This window comes from Methanolobus mangrovi, from assembly GCF_031312535.1.
GTDB classification, from domain to species: domain Archaea; phylum Halobacteriota; class Methanosarcinia; order Methanosarcinales; family Methanosarcinaceae; genus Methanolobus; species Methanolobus mangrovi.
Genome location: NZ_CP133594.1, coordinates 240,833 through 263,044, shown reverse-complemented (window position 1 = coordinate 263,044; position 22,212 = coordinate 240,833). Strand labels below are relative to the sequence as shown.

Annotated in this window: 22 protein-coding genes; 15 read left to right on the top strand and 7 right to left on the bottom strand. The window is 41.6% G+C overall.

Translation table 11 applies throughout. The features are described from left to right. Positions 1 to 101 precede the first annotated feature (101 nt). Entirely contained in the window at positions 102 to 2,768 is a 2,667-nt protein-coding gene (locus RE476_RS01365; protein ID WP_309308464.1) for a PAS domain S-box protein, read from the top strand. Positions 2,769 to 2,783: 15 nt separating this feature from the next. On the opposite strand, the gene RE476_RS01360 is transcribed toward RE476_RS01365, so the two are convergent. Both RE476_RS01360 and RE476_RS01355 read right to left on the bottom strand, forming a co-directional pair. Further along, on the bottom strand, positions 2,784 to 3,638 hold the full coding sequence (locus RE476_RS01360; RefSeq protein ID WP_309308463.1) for a 2-oxoacid:ferredoxin oxidoreductase subunit beta: 855 nt from the start codon (positions 3,636 to 3,638) through the stop codon (positions 2,784 to 2,786). Then, positions 3,639 to 5,366: a 2-oxoacid:acceptor oxidoreductase subunit alpha gene (locus RE476_RS01355; protein WP_309308462.1), complete on the bottom strand. Its 1,728-nt coding sequence runs from the start codon at positions 5,364 to 5,366 to the stop codon at positions 3,639 to 3,641. It lies immediately after the preceding gene. Between the two features lie 392 nt (positions 5,367 to 5,758). Between RE476_RS01355 and RE476_RS01350 the strand changes: the two genes are divergently transcribed. Both RE476_RS01350 and RE476_RS01345 read left to right on the top strand, forming a co-directional pair. After that, positions 5,759 to 6,556 (top strand): ATPase domain-containing protein, encoded by a 798-nt coding sequence (locus RE476_RS01350; protein WP_309308461.1) that lies wholly within the window; start codon positions 5,759 to 5,761, stop codon positions 6,554 to 6,556. A gap of 205 nt (positions 6,557 to 6,761) precedes the next feature. Continuing rightward, positions 6,762 to 7,625: a methanogen output domain 1-containing protein gene (locus RE476_RS01345; protein WP_309309541.1), complete on the top strand. Its 864-nt coding sequence runs from the start codon at positions 6,762 to 6,764 to the stop codon at positions 7,623 to 7,625. Here RE476_RS01345 and RE476_RS01340 read toward each other — a convergent pair. The 4 genes from RE476_RS01340 to RE476_RS01325 all read right to left on the bottom strand — a co-directional run bounded on the left by RE476_RS01340 (position 7,619) and on the right by RE476_RS01325 (position 9,876). Continuing rightward, positions 7,619 to 8,008 carry a 5-(carboxyamino)imidazole ribonucleotide mutase gene (locus RE476_RS01340; RefSeq protein ID WP_309308460.1) on the bottom strand — a complete coding sequence of 130 codons (390 nt, stop codon included), beginning with the start codon at positions 8,006 to 8,008 and terminating at the stop codon, positions 7,619 to 7,621. The genes RE476_RS01345 and RE476_RS01340 overlap by 7 nt on opposite strands. 9 nt (positions 8,009 to 8,017) lie before the next feature. Continuing rightward, positions 8,018 to 8,305, bottom strand: coding sequence for a chorismate mutase (locus tag RE476_RS01335; protein ID WP_309308459.1), 288 nt, complete (start codon positions 8,303 to 8,305; stop codon positions 8,018 to 8,020). A 21-nt stretch (positions 8,306 to 8,326) separates the two neighbouring features. Further along, positions 8,327 to 9,196 carry a shikimate kinase gene (locus RE476_RS01330; protein WP_309308458.1) on the bottom strand — a complete coding sequence of 290 codons (870 nt, stop codon included), beginning with the start codon at positions 9,194 to 9,196 and terminating at the stop codon, positions 8,327 to 8,329. Between the two features lie 149 nt (positions 9,197 to 9,345). Further along, on the bottom strand, positions 9,346 to 9,876 hold the full coding sequence (locus tag RE476_RS01325; protein WP_309308457.1) for a hypothetical protein: 531 nt from the start codon (positions 9,874 to 9,876) through the stop codon (positions 9,346 to 9,348). A gap of 546 nt (positions 9,877 to 10,422) precedes the next feature. Here RE476_RS01325 and RE476_RS01320 point away from each other — a divergent pair. From RE476_RS01320 to RE476_RS01265, 12 genes are all read left to right on the top strand, one after another. Next, a complete protein-coding gene (locus RE476_RS01320) occupies positions 10,423 to 11,442 on the top strand; it encodes a 4Fe-4S binding protein (protein WP_309308456.1) in 1,020 nt (339 codons plus the stop codon). A gap of 2 nt (positions 11,443 to 11,444) precedes the next feature. Beyond that, a complete protein-coding gene (locus RE476_RS01315) occupies positions 11,445 to 13,199 on the top strand; it encodes a formylmethanofuran dehydrogenase subunit A (RefSeq protein WP_309308455.1) in 1,755 nt (584 codons plus the stop codon). A 5-nt stretch (positions 13,200 to 13,204) separates the two neighbouring features. Continuing rightward, on the top strand, positions 13,205 to 14,014 hold the full coding sequence (locus tag RE476_RS01310) for a formylmethanofuran dehydrogenase subunit C (protein WP_309308454.1): 810 nt from the start codon (positions 13,205 to 13,207) through the stop codon (positions 14,012 to 14,014). Between the two features lie 10 nt (positions 14,015 to 14,024). Next, positions 14,025 to 14,414: a molybdopterin dinucleotide binding domain-containing protein gene (locus RE476_RS01305; protein WP_309308453.1), complete on the top strand. Its 390-nt coding sequence runs from the start codon at positions 14,025 to 14,027 to the stop codon at positions 14,412 to 14,414. A gap of 1 nt (position 14,415) precedes the next feature. Next, on the top strand, positions 14,416 to 15,729 hold the full coding sequence (locus RE476_RS01300) for a formylmethanofuran dehydrogenase subunit B (RefSeq protein ID WP_309308452.1): 1,314 nt from the start codon (positions 14,416 to 14,418) through the stop codon (positions 15,727 to 15,729). After that, entirely contained in the window at positions 15,726 to 16,553 is an 828-nt protein-coding gene (gene fdhD, locus RE476_RS01295; protein WP_309308451.1) for a formate dehydrogenase accessory sulfurtransferase FdhD, read from the top strand. Before RE476_RS01300 ends, fdhD begins: the two co-directional genes overlap by 4 nt. A 126-nt stretch (positions 16,554 to 16,679) precedes the next feature. Further along, positions 16,680 to 17,075: a sirohydrochlorin nickelochelatase gene (gene cfbA / locus RE476_RS01290; protein WP_309308450.1), complete on the top strand. Its 396-nt coding sequence runs from the start codon at positions 16,680 to 16,682 to the stop codon at positions 17,073 to 17,075. A 214-nt stretch (positions 17,076 to 17,289) separates the two neighbouring features. Further along, entirely contained in the window at positions 17,290 to 18,012 is a 723-nt protein-coding gene (locus tag RE476_RS01285; RefSeq protein WP_309308449.1) for a DUF169 domain-containing protein, read from the top strand. A 230-nt stretch (positions 18,013 to 18,242) separates the two neighbouring features. Beyond that, a complete protein-coding gene (locus RE476_RS01280; RefSeq protein WP_309308447.1) occupies positions 18,243 to 18,641 on the top strand; it encodes a cupin domain-containing protein in 399 nt (132 codons plus the stop codon). Between the two features lie 325 nt (positions 18,642 to 18,966). Next, a complete protein-coding gene (locus RE476_RS01275) occupies positions 18,967 to 19,539 on the top strand; it encodes a DUF1847 domain-containing protein (protein WP_309308444.1) in 573 nt (190 codons plus the stop codon). 15 nt (positions 19,540 to 19,554) lie between these two features. After that, complete coding sequence (locus RE476_RS01270) at positions 19,555 to 20,226, top strand: MBL fold metallo-hydrolase (protein WP_309308442.1); 672 nt, start codon at positions 19,555 to 19,557, stop codon at positions 20,224 to 20,226. A gap of 36 nt (positions 20,227 to 20,262) precedes the next feature. Next, positions 20,263 to 21,246: a radical SAM protein gene (locus RE476_RS01265; protein WP_309308440.1), complete on the top strand. Its 984-nt coding sequence runs from the start codon at positions 20,263 to 20,265 to the stop codon at positions 21,244 to 21,246. A gap of 122 nt (positions 21,247 to 21,368) precedes the next feature. Here RE476_RS01265 and RE476_RS01260 read toward each other — a convergent pair whose 3' ends face one another. After that, positions 21,369 to 22,064, bottom strand: a complete 696-nt coding sequence (locus RE476_RS01260; RefSeq protein WP_309308438.1) for a DUF169 domain-containing protein — start codon at positions 22,062 to 22,064, stop codon at positions 21,369 to 21,371. Positions 22,065 to 22,212: the final 148 nt, after the last annotated feature.

Genomic DNA, 22,212 nt, shown 5'->3' with positions numbered 1-22,212 from the left:
ATCCATAGATTAATGATACGCTTAAATACGGAGAATAATATAATTAAATCACGTGTTCATTTGTTGAACATTGTTACATCCACCTTATTTAGAGGAACTACATGACAAGATCAGTCCTCCTCAACCACACCAAAAACGATTCGTTTAAGCTGAAAAACGATCTTCAGGGCATCTGTAATAAGATATCTGTACACCACTTAGACTATGGTAACCATACAGACATGTGTCCCTTTGAAAGATCCATATTTATTTGTAAAATTGAAAAAGACACTGCCAGAGACATTGTGGAATACGCAATGAGAATATCCTCTGAAAGTGATTCACCTATTTTGTTTATCATATCCGAGCCAGATGAATGTTTTTTTGACATAATTGCCATGTCAGATAAGGCATTGTACATCAAGGAGCCTTATACACGAAATGAACTCAAATATAAAATCAAAGAGGCTGCAAACAACCTGAATAAAAGAGATGACACTTTTCATATGATCGCCGAAAGTGTGCATGATATTATCTTTACAATGGACATCTCAGGTAAATTCTTTTATGTCAGCCCTTCTGTAAAAAAGATTACAGGCTTTACACAGGAGGAAACGCTAAAAAAGAATATGAAAGAACTGGTAACAAAGCAGTCTTTTGAGTATATTAATAGCCTTATGGGCACTTTCTGTGCTAAACTTCAAAAAGGCCTACCTATCAAAGCTCCGGCAATTGAAATGGAGATCTTATGCAAGGACGGCTCAACATTATGGACAGAGCTGACCGTAAACCCTGTTTTAGATGATGATCGGAAATTTAGATTGTTCACCGGAGTTATCCGCGATATCAATGACCGCAAAAAAGCAGAAGAGCGTTTCAGGATTGCAGCGGAATGTACAAACGACCTGATCTATGAATGGGACATAAAAAATGACCATCTGGAATGGTATGGAGACATTCATGACGTTCTTGGCTATGGCTCGGAGGACGTTCCGCAAACCCTCGAGGCCTGGTTTGAGAGAGTGCATCCGGATGATCTGCAAAATATTAGGGAAATAATAGATAACTACCGTAAAACGGGCGATGTGCTTCATGCTGAGTATCGCATGCTGGCAAAAAATGGTGAAATAACGTATTGGAAAGAGCAGATAATACCCATATTTGGCGATGTTACAAAGGAAGTAGTTCGAACAATTGGCGTTTGCTCAGACATTACTGAAAGAAAAGAGGCGGAAAATGCCTTAAAAGAAAGCGAAGAGATGTTCCGCCTGATAGCTGAGAATGCAAATGATGTAATATGGATGCTTGATTCAAGTGGTAATACTCTTTATGTCAGCCCTTCAGTTGAAAACTTAAGAGGATTTACTCCTGAAGAATTGAGGAGTTTACCTATTGAAGAAAGATTTACACCCAAATCATACAAGGACTTGATGAAACTATGGAATGCTTTCTTCAGTACATTCAAAAAAGGATTTATTCCAGATATCCCACGCACCATAGAACTAGAACAGCCATGTAAAGATGGTTCTACCGTCTGGGTAGAGATGCATATCAATCCGGTCCTTGACGGTGAAGGTAACTTTAAATTCTTCCTGGGGATCAGCCGCAATATTGATCAGCGCAAAAAAAATGAGCTTGAACTTGAAAAACAGGCACAGCTACTTGATACTATTTTTGAGCTTGCCCCCATACCCATGGTACTTGTGAACAGGAATGGAATTGTTGAGGACATAAACCAGGAATGTATGGAAATATCAAAAACTAAGAAAGAAGCATCCATTGGTAAGAAATCAGGCGAGATATTCTCCTGTGTTAATGCATCAAAAGGGAATGGGTGTGGAACCACAGAAGAATGTACCAGATGCATCTTCCATATTGCCATGATAGAGACATTCAAAACACGAAAGAACATTCATAAAAGAGAAGGAATCACCACAATTGAATTGCCCAATGGTTCACAACTTGAACTGAATGTACTGGCCTCAACTGCTTACATCGACCTATATGATGATGCGAAAGTCATCTTCAGTGTTGAAGATATAACTGAAAGAAAAAGAGCAGAGAAAGCAATGCTCATGTCTAAAATGGAAGCTGAAGAAGCAAATCGTACAAAGAGTGAGTTCCTTGCAACAATGAGCCATGAATTAAGAACGCCATTAAACGCTATAATAGGCTATTCTCAAATGTTGCAGGAAGACAGTTTTGGTGAACTGAACACAAAGCAGAAGAGATTTGCAAACCACGTATCCACAAGTGGAAAACACCTACTTGAACTTATCAATGACATTCTGGACCTTTCAAAAGTAGAAGCAGGGAAAATAGAGCTGCACTTTGAGGAATTTGATGTTAATGACATCATGAGAAATGTGTACAACATAATCGGCCCCCTTGCAAGGAAAAAACACATAACTATCGACTTCCAGGTTTCAAAGAATACAAGAATATATGCTGACAAGACCAGATTCAAGCAGATATTCTATAACCTCATGAGCAATGCTGTGAAATTCACTCCGGAAAAAGGCCACGTAGAAGTTGCATTAACAGTTGAGGACAAACTGTTGCAACTCTCTGTAATCGATAATGGCATAGGAATGAACAAAGAAGAACAGGATAAACTTTTCACCCCATTTTACCAGGTAGATTCATCGATGACAAGAAAATACCAGGGAACAGGACTGGGATTATCAATCGTAAAAAATATAGTTGAACTCCACAGTGGGACAATTGAAGTGAAAAGTGAAGCCGGAAAAGGCAGCACATTCACTATCAAATTACCCAGAGAGCAATGAAACTATAATCTATGCTCAGACGAAACCATCGATCAGTTCATTCACTAATTCTGTCTTAGGGACATTCTTATAGAGTGGACCCTGAATGAGTACATCAAGATGATTCTCGAAACTTGGTTTCTCATTCATATAGAAAACACCCAGAGGAATCCTGTCGCCCCATTCCAATGATTTCTCAAAGGCCTTAACACGATCATTTAACTCATAACCCGTTTCTTCCATTTCATATACCCTTTCAGAGTACCATTTAAAAGTATTCAGCTTATTGAAGGAAACACATGGCTGGAGCACATCAACAAGGGAGAGACCTTTGTGTTGTATGGCTTTTTCGATAAGTTTGGTCAGGTGAGGAATATTACCGGCATATCCGCGACTTACAAAGGAACAATCCAGAGATATAGCCATTGACAGCGGATTAAGAGGCATGTTGAACACACCATGGGTCTGGACTTTTGTCTTCATACCCATTTCACTTGTTGGTGATGCCTGCCCTTTTGTAAGACCGTATATCTGATTGTCGTGTACTATCATAGTAATATCAGGATTCCTCCTGACAGTATGCAGGAAATGATTGCCCCCTTCACCATAACAATCCCCGTCCCCGGTTACGGCAAGAACGGTTAGCTCATGGTTGGCGATCTTGGCCCCTGTGGCAGGTGGCAATGAACGACCATGCAATCCGTTAAAAGCATTACACTTTAGATAATGAGGTAGCTTACTTGACTGACCGATACCTGATGCTATGAACACTTCATGTGGTGAGCGTCCCAGATTCACAAGTGCCTGCTTAATAGCTTTAAGGATACCAAAATTACCACATCCGGGACACCATGCAGTTTCAAATTTACCATAATCATCCATACTGACCATTCAGATCACCTCTTTTTCCTTAAGAGCAGCAATTATGAATTCAGGACTGAAGGGTTTACCATCATACCTGAGCACGTGCTCTGTGACATTTATAGCGGCATCTACTTTCAAAAGACGCGAGAATTGCCCCGTAGAATTGTTCTCCACACAAACTGTCTTTTTGGCTTTTGATAGCAATTTCCGGGTTGCTTCAACAGGAAGCGGATGTATATGAGTAAAATGAACAAGGTTCACAGATTTACCACCATCATTCAGTATATCCACAGCTTCTGCAAGAGGACCATATGTAGAACCCCAACCTACCAGTGTAACAGAAGCATCCCGGTTTCCATAAACTTTTGCTGCAGGCATTTCTTCCCTGAGCACTTCCAGCTTCTTCATACGTTTGTCATTCATCTTTATGCGATTTTCAGGAGTTTCATTGATGTGCCCAAACTCATCATGTTCATCGCTGTCAGCAACAACAAGTACACCTGCCTGTCCGGGAAGGGTCCTGGGAGAGATTCCCATCGGAGTTAACTTGTAGCGCTTGTACTCTTCTTTCTTGGTCCTTAATTCCTGATCTGATAGAAGATGCCTTTCAACTTTTACTTTTGAAGTGTCGAATCTCGGACATGTGAATAGTGAATCTGCCAGGTACTGGTCACTCATGACAAAGACAGGTATCTGGTATTTATCTGCAATGTTAAAGGCTTCTGCAGTTAGATGGAAACATTCCTCAGGCGTGCCTGGTGCAAGTATACACCTTGGGAACTCACCCTGGGCAGCATAAAGAGCAAACTGGAGATCCCCTTGCTCAGTCATTGTCGGCAGGCCTGTGGCAGGTCCCGGACGCTGGCAGAGGAAAATAACGGCAGGTGTTTCTGTGATGCTGGCAAGCCCAAGAGCTTCAGCCATAAGGGAAAAACCTCCACCCGAAGTTGTTGTCATTGAACGCGCACCTGCAAAGGAAGCACCAAGGATCATGTTCAGTGCCGCAATCTCATCCTCTGCCTGCTCAACAACCACATTGAACTTATCGGCATTTGCAGCCACATAGGTCATAACACCGGTTGAAGGGGTCATAGGATATGCTGCGAGGAATTGCACACCAGCAGCAAGAGCACCAAGACCTACAGCCTCATTTCCACTGACCAGCATCATGTTCTCTTTTTCATCTGAATCACTTATCTCGAATTTGCATCCCCCTGGATAATTCTCTTTCACATAATTGTAACCTGCACGTGCTGCATCTATATTCTTTTGGATGATCTCCTCACCTTTCTTTTTGAAGGTTGTTTTCAGTATAGATTCCAGATCTGACAGTTCAAGGCATAAAAGACCAATAACTGCCCCCATGGAAACTGAGTTGGAATATATCTTATCACCGCAGACATCTTTGGCAATTTTCAGCATTGGAACATGAAAAATAGAATCTGCAGTTTGTTTTACTTCAATTTCATCAGAATCAACGACTACAACGCCATCGCTCAATTCAGACAGATGCTGCTCGATAGAAGCACTGTCCAGAGCCAGTAAAATATCCACGTTTTCATTCATTGCAAAAACAGGAGAATCACTGATACGTATCTGGAAAGTATTATGCCCTCCACGCACTCGGGAAAGATAGTACTGTGTTGCAAAAACATGGAATCCGCTTTTCTTCAATGCCTTGGCTAAAGCCATGCCTGTGGTTTGCAGCCCCTGACCCGCTGCACCCCCTATTTTTAAATTGAGATCAATTTTCACGATAATTCCCCTTTTAGTTCCGTTCACCCGGTTATAGATAAAGCACAAACTTACGATCTGATTATAAAATCCGGCATTGTGCCACTTGAATTAAAATAATCCCTCAATTAGACCCCATCCTGAAGAATCGAAATGAGGAATCCAGCCCCCTCTTATTTTTTGGACTGAATCTATAAATATTATTCGTAAGCAGAGACCAAGAAAAAAAGTTTAAAGCAACATGCAAGGTTGAGAGGAAATGACAAAATCCACCACAAATAAAACAGCATACGGGCTTCACGGTAAGTGAAATGATATAGAACCTAAAAACAAGAATATATTTATATAATATTGTCCTTAATTATATATAAACCGATGAAAGATAAATCTAATTAAGGCCTAACGTGATAAAAATGGAAAGAATGCCCACAGGAATAGCGAATCTTGATAAGAAGATCAGTGGTGGTTACCCTAAAGGAAAAGGAATACTCATTACCGGAGTCCCGGGTGCCGGTAAAACCATATTTGGATTACATTTTCTACATAAGTCATGCATGGACGGAAAGAAATGCATAATGATTGCAACTGAAGAAACACCAGAGGATCTCCTGGAACAAGCAGCAATGTTAGGGCTTGGACTTGATTCATTTATAGAGAAGGGGCTGCTTAAAATAAAACCGGTTATTGAGTTCAGAACCAGATCCATCGCCCGAGATGCACATCTGGTAGACGATTACAGTGATAATGAAATCGACATCATAGAAGAAACAGGCCTGGACAGGTATATTAAACCAGACCAGGAAGGATTCAATCTCGAGGAAATTGACCTCATTGACCTTGTAAGGCTTATTCCTGAAGGAACTGAGGTAGCTGTTATCGATAATATAGGCGTTCTTGCTTTTGGCCTTGGAGCTAAGGAATTCAGGGACAAGTTCGACACCATCAATCGCTTACTTGCAAAGCAAGCAACAACTATGCTATACATCATGGACGAAGCGGCCTATGAAATGACACATAAGATAGCAGATTATTCGACTTATGGTTCTGTCAAATTAATGGTTAAAGAGAATCCATATACTGGCAAAAATGAACGTTTTTTGAGTATACCTAAAATGCGCAGTACGAAGATATCCCTTGATATCACTGTATTTGACATCACATCAGCAGGTATAAGCTTGAAAGGTTCTAAAGCCAAAATAGTAGAACTCTGAAATAAATATTAGAGTTCAATAACTTTTTTTGCATCTTTTAAAATTACGAGTAGTGATAACTTTGAATAATCACCAGAGTCCTTGAACATATACAGCAAAGCCATCATGTATATATAATAAAAAATTAATTATATAATTAAATAATTAATAACTACATACCATCCGGTCAAAAACGTATCAAACAAGGCATTAAGGAGATTTTACCATTACATCCTCTAACTCTGATCCAAAAATACTCATCGTTGATGATGAGATAATGAATATAGAATTGCTTAAAGCATATCTTGAGGAAAAATATACAGTCGTCTCCGCCATTAACGGGAAAGAAGCACTTGAGCTTGTAGACAGTGAAAAGCCCGATGTGATACTTCTTGATGTCATGATGCCTGAACTTAATGGATATCAGGTCTGCGAAATCCTCAAAGGCAATCCTGAAACCCAATTCACACCAGTAATAATGGTAACAGCCCTTTCAGGAAGAGATGACTGGATAGCTGGTATAAATGCAGGAGCTGATGAATTCCTGACGAAACCAGTCAACAAGATGGAACTTTTGACACGTATAAACTCATTACTTAAATTGAAGAATATGCATTATGATCTTCTGGCAGAAAGGGATAAACTCAATCTCCAAAATAAGATCAGGTCTGTACTCACACAGATCATCCCGGTATTGTTAAAAACATTACCAAGCGAACAAAAAAGTATTGTTATACACCAGATGATAGATATGGTCGTAGAAGCTATTCTGGAAAATGCAGATTCTGAAAACGAGAACATGAACTATGAATGCATAGGTGATGTATGTTGTCAGATAATAAACCAGCTTGGAGCTGAGTTTAAGTCAGAACTTTTGGCAACTGAAAACACTATTTTCACAATACATGGAAATGTTTGCCCATGGGGAAAAGAAGAAGCACAACTAAACCCCATACTCTGTACCCTGTCAAGGGGCATATTCTCAAGAATCCTGGATATTTACGGACAGGATATGGAAGTTGATGTGCTCGAAACCATAGGAAATGGGGACGAGCAGTGTATATTCCAGTTAAATAAAATAGATTACTGAATCAGATCCAGTATTCTTATTGCAAGATAGGCTGCATTTGCCCCGTTATCAACACCCACACTTGCAACCGGTACACCCGGAGGCATCTGGGCAGTTGATAGCAGTGCATCAAGACCCATCATCTTTGCACTTACAGGAACCCCTATTACCGGTTTTTTTGTTTTTGAAGCTATAACACCGGGCAGCGCAGCAGAAAGACCTGCTATGGCTATGAACACTTTTGCATCACTCTGTCCAACATACTCATCCAGTTTGTCAGGATTCCTATGAGCCGATATGACCTGGACATCATATGAATAATCTGTGCTGTCAAGAACGCCGGTTGCCCTGTTTGCCACAGACCGGTCAGATTCAGAACCCATTACTAATGCAATATCAACCATTTTATTCTCCTAAGGAAGATTTCCTTCGCCCCTTAACTCTTGTTGACGCTCTATATTCATGCGTATCAATATATTGAATATCTCTTTTACAGCAGAAGCATCAAGGTTCAATTCTACTGCAGCATCTGCTGCGCGGTCCTGAACCACGGTGTTCTGTGAAGGGTCATTGATGTTTATCCCTTCTTTTTTCTTAGCTTCGAGCACCTTTGCAGCCATACCAACCCTTTTATGGATAAGCTGTATGATCTCGCTATCAATCTGTTCTATTTCTTCACGTACTTCTTTGATAGTGGACATGTATTCCCCGCTAATTTAAACTTAGACTAAGATATTACTTGCACCCTTATTATTTATGTTAGTCCTTATCATGGTTCCGCTGGTACCACAGTCGTTCCATGCATCTTCCAGCTCACCTGCCTGGTCCCCTGTGACAAGTGCCACATAAGATGGGCCGGTGCCTGAAAGAGAGACACCTTTGACACCAATTTCCAGTGCACGCATAAGGAACTCGGTATCAAAACCAAGTGCACTGCAATACAGGAATCCATTCAGTGTCATGGCTTTTTCGAAGTCGCCTTTCAGGGATAGATCATATGCAATATCCACCCACGGAGCAATCATTCTGGAACGTGAAACATTGGTATTGGAACTGAATGACTTTTCATCCGGTGCAAATATCAATACGTCATATTCATGTTCTGTTCTTTTTAGTAGCTTCATTTCCCTGTTGTCAGTTACAACAAAGCCACCATAAAATGAAGCACATGCATCATCCAGGGCCCCGGTGATGGTCACTTTTGCATCGAGGGCGGCCCTTACACCTATTTTAACTGCTTCAAAGGGATCGAGTTCTTCACCTATGGCAGCAAGGGTTGCAAGAACAGATGCATTTGCTGCAGCACTGCTACTTTTAAGACCGCTTGCCAGGGGAACCTCCGATCTTGTTGTTACAGTGCCACCCATATCGATGCCAAAATGCTCAAGTACATAAGATACCGAATTTTCAATAAGTTTTGTGTCAGCATCCGGCATGCCTTCGATAACACCAGTTATACCGGACATATCATCTGATAGTTTTACATCTGCAAATGTTTTGAGATCGATACCAAAAGCCGCACCTTTCCATGTGGCTATTGCGTTGATAACCGTACCAGCACCAAGTGCATAGGCACTTCCATTTAAGACCATTCCGATATCCCTGTAACGTTTTATAGATTGACAAGAGTGTATCACTTATTCTAAGTGAACCACTGTATTTCTCCATACCAGTACTATATACTATTAAAGAATAATGTTCAAAAAAGAGAAAACAGAAATCCTACTCTAGAATATGACCGTTATGAAAGTATCTGTTCCTTAAGTTTATTATAGCTGCTTCTATATTGTTCTATAATTTCAGTATGGATATCTTTGTTGTCTGAAAAGCCTTCACCAGTTTTATCCCCGATATTATCCTCATTTTCTGAAGATAACAGTTCAAGGAGAAAACGACTATTAGAAAAATCCAAAAGTGCGTTATCAAACATACTTCCACATGAACTATGGATTATAAGGATACCATTGGAAACTAAACCATAGAACTTTATTTTTTCGTAAATCTCTCTTTTCATGTGCTTTGGCGACTGATATACATTAACATCCTGTAGAGTTACAAGCACATTGAACCCTTTACTTTTCTTCAAACCACTGGGTATTCTTTCCGGAGAAAGTACATCCGGGACTAAACCCATTTTTTTGAGAGAAGATATAAGTCCTAAAGATTTGGACCCATTCACAACAAGCAGGTGATCGATCATCTTATCTTCTGCTAATAATTCCACGATTTCCTTTTCGAATTCTGTGCAACCTATTATGCTCATCAAAGGCATATTCCCATCTCCATGCAAACATTAAAATTTGGTCAAAAATTGATAGTATCAAATAAAGCTACATGATTGATTTAAGACCCAATTACATATCCCATATAATATGGGGATGATTAGTGGTATATAAAGTCACCGAATACCCTACCGTCAATAATAATATTTTATTCGTATCATACAGAGAAAACACACACTTATCTGTAGACTGCAAACAACAACAGGTACAAACGATACTTTTATAACAAATACGTGTCACTATAATTACAATTCTCCGGTCCATCGGATTCGGAGATCATTTAAGTATAGTGACACGATCATTAGAGTCAAGATTGTAAGCAGGCTAACCAGAATGGCTTTTTGCCTGAAAGGATAAGTTTGTTGAAAAAGGCGTATTCATGCCCGCAAACACATTAAAATGCTCGATTGATAAATGTTCTTTAGCAGACATCAGTATCAATATCTGCGATAAATTTGCAGAACTGCTGTATATCATTTACAGGACATCTACCTGGAAGCATTTGCATTCATAGGCAGGATTACGGAGAAGATCAGATGAACGAAGTAGTGTTTGGAGTAAAAGACGACAAGCAACTGTTATACACATCAGAGAAGTGTATCGGTTGCGGAACGTGCGTTATGGCATGTCCTAAGGGTTCATTAGTTCTCGGTTCAGTAGGAGCCGTTGCAAGAGGACTTATAGACAAAGATTTCCTCGAGAACCAGACAGAACTCTGCATTGTATGTGGAATCTGTGCTAAGACATGCCCAACAGGTGCACTTGAACTGGAACAGGCCGGAGAGTCTGTAAATGACAATAGTTACATAAGCGTTGCACTTAAAGACACAACTGTCAATGACAACTGTGTTCACTGTGGACTTTGCGAGCAGATCTGCCCGCAGGGATGCATCGAAGTAAAACAGTGGCTTGCAAACGATGGAACCGCAAGTGTTGACGGCGAGACAAAGATCGACACCGAATGTTGCATACACTGTGGATGGTGTGAAGCTGTCTGTCCTGCTGAAGCTATCAGCGTTGAAAAACCATTTGAAGGAACATGGTTCAGGGACGAGAACACCTGTACTGCCTGTCGCACATGCGTAGACACATGCCCATGTAATGCACTTTTCAACCCTGACTGGGAAAAAGGAGAAAGGGTTGACAAGATTGCACAGCGTGCTGATGCATGTATCTATTGTGGTGCATGTGACATGGCCTGTCCTGTCGAAGCAATTACTGTTACAAAAACAGCCATTATTCCTGAAGTTGACAAGAAAGCGCTTCTTGAGAAGAAACTTCTCAATGCTGAAATGAAGAGACCTACACTTACCTCCACACTTGTCATCGATGAAGATGCATGCCTTGGTTGTGGAAACTGTGTTATTGTTTGTCCTGTAAACGCAACCGACGATAACGTTGGAGCAGGATACCTTAACGAAGTCGATGCCAAAAAGGTCCTTGAAGTAAGGAATGGCGTAGCAAAGGTCGTTAACCAGGATCTCTGTGGTTCAGACGGTGCATGTGCTATGATCTGCCCGGTAAGTGCCATCGTACTTGAGACAAGGGAGGAATAATTATGGCAGGAACTATTGCAATCAAGAACGGTTACGTTTACGACCCCCTCAATGAGATTGACGGGGAAATCATGGACATCTTCATCAAAGACGGAAAAGTCGTAACTCAACTTTCCAGCGCAGACATGAAAGATGTAAAGGAAATTGATGCAAAGGGCAAGACCGTTATGCCCGGTGGTGTTGACTCACACTCCCACGTAGCAGGAGCAAAGGTCAATACTGGTAGGATGATGAGACCAGAGGACCACTACAAGCATTACCAGAAGAGAACACCACTCACACATTCCGGAACAGGATACACTGTACCTTCAGTTTACCTTGGAGGATACGAGTACTCCAAGATGGGATACACAACTGTTTTCGAGGCAGCTGTCCCACCAATGGAAGCACGCCACACACACGAGGAAATGCGTTCAACCCCTATGCTGGACATGGGCGGATACCTTGTACTGGGTAACAACTGGTTCCTCATGAGATATCTCAAGGAAGGAGATGTCGATAAGGCAGCAGCATACATCTCATGGATGATGAAGACACACAAGACCTATGGTATAAAATGTGTCAACCCTGGTGGAGTAGAGAACTGGGGATGGGGAGAGAACGTTGGAGCTCTTGACCAGGCAAACATTCACTTCGAGGTCACACCTGAAGATATGATAAAGAGCCTGTCTGAACTGAACGAAAAGCTTGGAATCCCAATGCCTGTGCACCTGCACGCAAACAACCTTGGTCACCCTGGATGCTGGGAAATTACAAGGGACTCACTCAAAATACCAAAGAGTGTCAAGGCAAAGCCAAACACAGATGTTGAATGGGCAGAGACTAAGAGAAATGCAAAGAGGCATGAGTCAGTTTACCTCACACACTGCCAGTTCAATGCTTTCGGTGGTACATCATGGAGAGACTTCGAGTCCGGTGTAAAAGGAATCACTGACTACGTCAACAGCAACGACCACGTTGTAATGGACAGTGGCTGTGTGCCTTTCGGTGACGCAACAGTTATGACCGGTGACGGTCCTGCAATCCACGACCTCTACGTACTTACCGGCCACAAATGGTCAAACACAGATGTAGAGTGTGAATGTGGATCAGGTGTACTTCCATTCGAATACCTGAAGAGCAACCCTATACACAGTTCACAGTGGGCAATGGGTCTTGAAGTACTTCTCTACGTCAAGGACGCATGGAAGAGCATCATGACAACCGACAGCCCGAACGGTGGACCATTTACAAAATACCCACAGGTCATTGCATGGCTTATGTCCAACAAGGCAAGAGAGGACACATTCGCCGAATGTCACAAGTGGGCACAGGACAGAACCGGCCTGGGCGGAGAAACAAGGGAAATGACACTTAACGAAATTGCCATTCTTACCCGTGCAAACCCTGCAAGGACAATTGGAATGTCATACAGGAAAGGTACCCTTGGCGTCGGTGCAGACGGTGACGTTGCTATCTACAATATCGATCCAAAGAAGCTTGAGGTCAACGATTATGAGAGCATCATAAGAGGCTTTGAGAACGCTGCATACACCATCAAGGCAGGAGAGGTCGTATCCCAGATGGGTGAGATCGTTGCAATTCCTGAGAAGAACACATTCTACACTGACATTGCAGTAGATGCAGACGATGAGAAGAGTATGCTTGCAGATGTAAAGAAGTGGTTCAAGTACTACACAATTGGTTTTGACAGATATCCAACACCAGAAAAGTACCTGGCAAACCCAACACCGATCCAGGTCAATGCGGAGAAGTGATTTTAATGGCAGACGTAATTCTTAAACCAATAGGAAATTTCGACCTTACCGTAGAGGCAGAGGTTGTCACACCTGACAACTTTGCCGGAAAAACTGCCGATGAGATTGGAAAAGTACTCGTGTGGCAGGGACCTGCAGAGTACCCACTCACTGATTTCTTTACAGTTGAAGGAAACGGTGGAAGCTCAGCAGAAGATACTACCATCATAGTAGATGGAGACGTTCCAAGAGTAAAGCGTATCGGACAACAGATGACAGCCGGTAAAATCCTTATCAAAGGCTCTGCAGGAATGCATGTAGGCTCTGGAATGGAAGGCGGAGAGATCATCGTAGAAGGTGACGCTGAATCATGGGCCGGAATGGAAATGAAAGGCGGCTCCATCCATATTAAAGGAAACACAAAGGACCACGTTGGCTGTGCATACCGCGGTAGCTGGAAAGGCATGACCGGCGGGCGCATCACCGTTGATGGAGATGCTGTAAGCCAGGTTGGCGGCGGCCTTAGTGGCGGAGAGATAATTATTAACGGTAATGTCAAACACTTCTGCGGAATCCGCATTAGCTCTGGACTTATCGTTGTAAAAGGAAACGCTGTCAGAACCGTTGGAGCAGAAATGACCGGCGGTACCATTGTTGTAGGTGGATGTATTGAGAGATTCACCCCTGGATTTGAGCTTGTAGACATTGAGTCTGACCTCAAGTTCAACGACATCGAGTGCCCCGGAGAATACAAGAAGTTCACAGGCGACTATGCCATCCCACAGAAGGGAAAAGGTACACTATATGTATCCTGTGACAACAACGAGTGTCTGTGAGGTGATATTCATGGAAGCATTACTCAATACAGGTAGTACAATCGATGAAGGTAGACTTGCAAAAGGTGGAAGCAAGTACACCGACGATTACACAAAGGAATGTGCGGTCTGCTGGATGTGTGCAGAAGACTTCGCATATCTTGGATGCCCTGAAAAAGTGGCAGTCATATCAAGAGATAGAAAATACTCAGTTGCAGTTAGCACAAAAGTGACTGAAGCAATGAGATCCGGTCAGGTATTCATACCAAGGTCCATCTGGGCAAATGTAGTTGTTGAGCCTGACACATTCTCAACCGGTTCACCACGTTACAAGGGAAGCCCTGTTTTTGTTGAACCTACAGACGACGAGATCCTCAGCGCCGAGGAAGTTGTCCTGAAGATGTACATGGGAGGCGAATAAAATGGTCTACAAGAACATTATCTGTCCGGTTTGCGGAGGTTCATGTGATGACGTTCAGGTAGATCTGGATGTCAAGAACGGTACAATAGATGTCCAGAATGCATGCAAGATGGGTAACGCCAAATTCCAGGAAGTTGTAAGTCATCACAGGATCCTTAAACCAACCATCAGAGAGAATGGTAAGGTAAAGGACGTAAGCTGGGACGAAGCACTGGAGATGGCAGCAGACATCCTTGTAAATTCAAAGAAGCCATTCTTCTTCCTTGGAAGCGAAACATCCTGTGAAGCTCAGGAAGTAGGACTTCACATTGCCGAATACCTTGGTGGAATGGCAGACTCAAACGCAACTATCTGCCACGGACCAACTGTCATGGGTATTCAGGAATCCGGTATGGTAGGAGCTACCGCCGGTCAGGCAAAGAACAGAGCTGACATGATCGTATACTGGGGTGTCAACGCACTGGAATCCATGCCAAGACACATGTCAAGGTATGGTGTCTTCCCAAGAGGATACTGGACCAAGAGAGGACGCTTTGACAGGACCATGGTCACAGTGGACCCAAGGGAAACCCCTACAACCGCTGCATCAGACATGCACCTTCAGCTTAACCCAAACTCTGACTACGAGCTCCTTAGTGCTATGTTCACAATCCTTAACGGAAAGGAACCACACCCATCCGTCGAGGAAGTTACAGGAATTCCAATTTCAGTAATGAAGCAGACCGTTGAAATGATGAAGGAATCAAACTTCGTCGCTATATACGTAGGTCTTGGTGTCTCATCCTCATACGGTAAGCACAGGAACATTGAGATCGCACTGAACTTCGTCAAAGAGATGAACAATTACACCAAGTGTAACATCGGTGCTCTTAGAGGCCACTGTAATGTAGCAGGATTCAACCAGCTTGCATCCTACCTTTACGGTTACCCATTCGGACTTGACTTTACAAAGGGATACCCAAGGTACAACCCTGGAGAGACAACCTGTGTAGACCTGCTCAGGGAGAAGGACGTCGACGCTGCATTTGTCATGTCAGCAGACCTGATGGACCACATTCCTGCACAGAGTGCAAAGTACCTTGCAGACATACCAATGATCTGCCTGGATATTGCACCATGTCCATCTACTACTGCAGCAGACGTGGTTCTGCCTGGTGTAATTGATGCTATGGAATGTGACGGTACGTTCTACAGGCTCGACAATGTGCCTGTATACTTCGAGCCATTCACAGACTCACCATTCCCTGAAACAAAGAGCAATGAGGACACCCTTAAACAGCTCTTTGCAAAGGTAAAGGCCAAAAAGGAAGCATGAGTGAGAAATGGTACTCAGAAAGGAACAGAAAGACTGAGGTCTTTCGAAAGGATGAGGAAGATATTTCCTCTCCCTTTTACGTCCCTATGAAGTGCCTGGAAATCACTGAGAACAGTAAACAACACATCAATGTGGACGTTATTGTTGAGGAAAGGTTTGACCTTTTCGTGAATAACGTTCATATAACTACTTTTTTTGCAAGCCCGATGGAACTTGAAGAGCTTGCGCTTGGATTTCTCGTCTGCGAGGGATTCATAGAACCTGATACAAAGGTTGATTCGATCAGGATAGAAGATAGATGCATTTTTTGCGAAATTGAAATTAACATTCCTGAACTGGAAGAATTAATACATCTTGAACGATGCGGAACAACATCATATCGCAAGGATGTTATCAAACACATTAATTCTGATGCTAAATTTACTACCGGTGCCATTATTCGTGCAGTAGGCCAGTTAAAAGAAGTAGGAAGGATATGGCACAGGACCGGAGGAGCGCACACATCCATCATTTGCGACAATCAGGGAGAAGTACTCTTTTTCTGCGAGGATGTGGGAAGAGCATGCTCCGTGGACAAGGTTGTTGGCAAAGCTCTGCTGAATGGTACTGACCTTTCAGAATGCGCCCTTGTAACTACTGGCAGACTGGCATCCACCATGGTATCTAAAGCTGTGAACGCAGGCATCCCCCTTGTTGCAAGCAAGGGTGCCACTGTGCGTGAGGCTGTGGAACTGGCAGAGAAGGCAGGGATTGCGCTGGTGGCTTTTGTGAGAGGGAAGAATTTGTATGTTTATGCTGGGGAAGGAAGGATTCAGACTGAATGAGTTATCACACCGTTACAAATGCATAGCAAACAAAAAACATTATATCCCATAACCACCCTACTACCCCCGTTAAGTAACACAAATACTATTAAGAATAATACTATATTTTACAAAGAAGGTTACATTATGAGTGAAAAAATCGGAATTTTAGCTATTGGACACGGCAGCAGATTACCATACAACAACCAGGTAGTTACAGAGATCGCTAACATGATTGCAGAGAACCACCCTGAATATGTTGTGAAAGCAGGATTCATGGAGAACAGCGAACCTACCGTAGAAGAGGCACTCATGTCCTTTGAAGGTACAGGTGTCACAACCATCGCTGCAGCACCAGTATTCCTTGCATCAGGCATCCACATCACAGAAGACATCCCTGCAATCCTCAAACTGGACCCTGAGACAAACGAAGGTGAACTCGAACTCGATGGTCAGAAGGTCAGGATCGTCTACGCAAAGCCTCTTGGAAGCGACAAGCTCATTGCAGAGCTCATCTTCAAGAGAGCACAGGAAGTCCTTTAAGCTGTGTCATTGACACAGTACTCTTTTTTTCAGTGCAACAAAAATGTACTGGCGATAATTAATACTGCTTTTTCTAGTTTTTATTTTTTAATTTCACGGTTAATTCTTCTGGTTTATCGATCATATCTGCTCACAATATACTGTAAGGTTTTAGTATTATTCACAAAAGTATCGAAACCAGTAAGATAAATGACGTACTAAAATATTATTGAGTATGGATTTTCAGGGAGTTGGAAACATGAACAATGCAGAGATATCAGAGAAACTCGTTAAGATGCTTGAACTCAGATATGAGCCAGTTGCAGTGAAGATTATAAGGAAAGGAGAAAAAATTCCGGACGGGTTTAAGGAACCTGAAACCAATATAAGACACTGCCAGTCAATAATGAGGGCAAGGAAAGGAGAATCTTTTGTAATTCCTGCCAGTAAACATGCATGTGTCGTCGGTGCTTCAAGTCTTGGACTGGTACCAATACCACCCAAAGTTAAAGAAGGAGAGTTCCATGCGAATATAGGTATGTTCGACTGTAGTGATGCTGCTGCAAATATGATAAACCAGCGCTCTGAATTTGAAGAGGGAAGCACTATTGCCACGGTTGTTGGTCCTTTGAAAGACTTTGATATTGAACCTGATGTAGTCATACTTGTTGATGTTCCAGAAACTCTTTACTGGCTTGTCCCTGCAGCAACCTTCTTTGAAGGAGGACGGCAGGCTTTCAGCACAGCAGCCTTCCAGGCCACATGTGTGGATTCCACGATAATTCCAATTGTCTCAGGAAACGTGAACATGAGTCTAGGATGCTTCGGATGTCGTAGATCAACAGACATCAGGAATGATGAAATGATAGCAGGCATCCCTTATGAAAACCTTGAGAAAATGATAGAAGCTCTTGAGAAAATCCATGAAGGCCCGATGCAAAAAGCGAGACAAAAATGACCTTCAGATTTTTTCATCCCTGTAAAAAACATATTAAAATCAACTACATAGATTTTTCAAGCTCATCTGATAAAACCTGAATTGGTCCCTCTGCTCTACACTTACAGAAGTATAAAAACACAGATAAATAATTAACAATTATTTTGATTTAATTATTTAAGGTAATTATTTAGTTTAAAGCAAATATTATTGCAAATGATTTTATATGCAAATAACCCATATTAAGTGGTATGAAAGGATTCTCTATCAATATCGAAGATGCCACTTTAGAAAACAATAATTTTCGTAAAGTTCTCTACACCTCAAAGCACAGCCAACTGGTACTTATGAGCCTAAGGCCCATGGAAGATATCGGGATGGAAGTGCATGAGGAAAATGATCAGTTCTTCCGTTTTGAGAGTGGACAGGGAAAGTGCATAATTGACGGCAATGAATATGAACTGGGTGATGGGGTTGCAGTGGTAGTACCAGCAGGCGCGCAGCACAACATCATCAACACTTCGGAAACGGAGGAACTTAAACTCTATACTATCTATTCACCGGCACACCACAAAGATGGAATCGTGCGCGCCACGAAGGAAGAAGCTGAAGCCAATGAAGCGGACTTCGACGGAACAACTACGGAATAAGATCACAATAACTAAGGATAGCGATCTATTCCAGGCTGAAAAAACTATGCTTTATGTAAATAAAGCATTTCTATTTTCTATTTTTTAATCCTGTAGCAATTCTTCATCTTCAATAACAGGGATATGTCGAAAATATTTACAGTGCGTATCTCAACGTTGATCTTATCGCAGATTTTAATCTGAAGATATTGATCTGTATAGCTTTCTATAGAATACTTTTTCCTTAAACCATACATATTTAGTAATTTCGCAGGTTTATTTTATCTCATATGAGGCAATATACAAATATAGACAACTGACCTTTGAATTGATATGGTGGTTCTGAATGGAATGTGCTCATTGTGATGATAAAATGTGCCGGGAAGGCAAGGACTGTGCAGGTATAACTGATGACATCAATTATGAAGGAAATGAACTTGAATCAATGAAAACATCCGCTGCGATCGAAGCCCGGTACTATATGCAAAAAACAAGGCTCGAAGAGATAATCCTCTATGCAAAAGAGCTGGGTTATAATAAACTGGGACTTGCTTTTTGTGTAGGATTGGAAAAGGAAGCAAAAGTTATCCATAAAATACTTGAAAATGACTTTGATGTCTTTTCCGTATGTTGTAAGGTCTCCAGCATAGACAAGGAGGATTATGAACTGGAAAAACTCCATCCTGATACCTTTGATCCAACCTGTAACCCAATAGGCCAGGCTATGATGCTGGAAAAGAAAGGTACTCAGCTAAACATAATAATAGGCCTGTGCATCGGCCATGATATTTTATTCACCCAGCATTCTGTGGCTCCGGTAACTACCCTGATAGTCAAGGACCGCGTACTTGCACATAATCCTGCAGGAGCCATCTACTCAGGTTACTATCTAAAGAAGAATTTTGGAATCACAGATTGATTTAGGAGTCATATTATGAAACTTACCGTGATTTATGACAACGAAGCGAAGGAAGGCCTGCAAAGTGGCTGGGGATTTGCCTGTTTGATAGAGACAGAAGACCATAACATACTTTTTGATACCGGATGGGATGGACATGTGCTTCTTGAAAACATGAACAGATTATCAATTGACCCGGAATCTATAGATATTCTTGTCCTTTCACACCAGCACTGGGACCATATCGGTGGTGTGACCACATTTCTGAACAGAAATCCGGATATCAATGTATATGTTCCATCAAGTTTTTCTCCCCGTCTTAAAAAAGAGATCACATCAAGGATAAGTAAAAAACTCTATGGCATAGGCTCTCCTGAGAAAATATGCGAACATGTGTACACAACCGGTGAATTGGAAAAACCCGGAACTGGCATTAAAGAACAGTCTCTGGTACTTGAATGTGAACCAGGGAATTATGTCCTTACAGGTTGTGCTCATCCGGGTATGCTATTGATAATCGATAAAGCATCTTCTTTTGGCAATATCACCGGTGTCCTTGGTGGACTACATGATAGCCAGGAGTATGGAGTATTCAAAGATATGCAATTCATTGGAGCAGGGCATTGTACATCACATAAGGATGTAATCAGAAAAATGTATCCTGAAAAGTTCCAGAAGATATCTGCCGGATATTCCATAGAAATCTAAAAGATTAGCAAATAGTTACAAATCAGGACCTACTACATGAAAACAAGAATCATCTATGGGCCAATCCTTTCAAGAAGACTTGGAAGATCACTTGGTATTGACGTAATCAAAAATTCCGAAACTAAAAAGAATTGCAACTTCGATTGTGTCTATTGCCAGCTTGGGCATGTGGATTACAAAATTGCAGATCCAAAAGATGTAAAAGGAGCAGTTTCAGCCAAAGAAGTCATTGAAGGCATCAGGTCATACCACAGGAACATTGACGATCTTGACTACATTACCTTTTCAGGAACCTGCGAACCCACATTAAACTCTGACCTTGGAAAAATGATAAAAGGTGTCAAAGATGTCAGCAAACATCCAGTTTGTGTGATTACAAATTCTTCACTTGTTGATAAAGAAGATGTGCGCACTAATATTGCTGGAGCAGATATGGTCGTAGCAACGCTTGTATCAGGTTATGAAGAAACATTCAAGGCAATCAACCGGCCTGCTGAAGGTATTGAACTTGAGAATATCATCACCGGACTGCAGGCTATAATGAACATGGAAAAACGTCCAAAGCTTGGAATTGAAGTAATGCTTGTTGATTCCACGATAGATTTCCCTATTAATTGCACAGACAAAGAGATTGGCAGACTGATAGAAGTCCTCATGGAAATCAATCCCGATGAAATAGAAATACTCACTGTTAGCAGACCACCGGCAGAGAACTATATCATTTCTGTATCAGAAAAAAGGCTGAAGGAAATTGCATCCAGATTTGATGAAGTTTTTGGAAAAGAGCGTGTCAAACTGGTACTTAAGGGCCTGAAAAGAAAACGTTCAAGAATGAAACATGAAAATACAGAAGAAGAGGTCTATGACCTCATACTAAGAAGACCCTGCACCTTTAAGCAAATATCTGCATCACTTGGAATAGATGAACAAACTCTTAAACCAATTATTGATAAATTGATATCAGCAAAAAGTATAATCGAATCAGAAGATGCAAATGACAAATATTACAAAGCATCCTGAACTTTTGTTTCTTTCAAATATTATGCAATATGCATAATTATTAATTGTGGCGAATTGACTTTTAAATCTATGAAAAGTAAAGAATTCAGTACCCTTAAAGTACTGAATTATATATGAACTACTTAACAGGCGTAGCTGCCGAACATTGATTTTGCAGACTCTACAAGAGCAGGTAACATGTCTACAGGAACACTCATTATCATTTCCTCATCCTGTATCTCAGTATATTTCCTGCTTCCACTGCAACCAATGGTCACTCCTGCTTCGCCGGTAAGGTATGGATAGGCAACACCGTCTGCACATACACTCTGCTTACCTGCAAATCCTGCATTCACACGTCCACCATTCTTTTGGAGAAGAGCCTGTGAAAGTTCCATGACCTGCTTCGGTTTGGCAATAACAAGGATAACATCAGGTTTGAATGTAGCTTTCTCAAGAGGGGAATAGACAATAGCCTTTATAGAATTTGCCCCCACCATAGGAACCTTCTCCATAGTTGACTTTGCAGCTTCAAGGGAAGCAAAGTGGTTCAAATTATAATAAACTTCACCGGACTTGAGTTTTGGACTCATTTCAGTCAGACCCATAACAGCAGCTCCACCTTTACACATCTGGTCATCAAGTAAAGAATAGAACTGGGTACCAAGTCTCCTTGAGTTGTCTACCATCTGGCAGTGCCTTGTGGTTTCACCTATATGTGGTATACCTTCAGGAATCTCTTCATCTGCCTTTACCAGATGGACTGCAACTGGGGAAGTACTGATATTAAGGACGTCTCTGAGCTCTTTACCTAATCTCTGAATTTCTTCGTTGTTCATCGTTTAATCTCCTATTAGAAAAAGATGTGTTTTTTCGGATGTGCATATATTATGCACAACTGTTATATCAACCTTACCATCAATTCAATAAAATCGATATACAGCGAAGCAAAATGTTAACGTTGTTAACATGTAATTAGAAATAAAG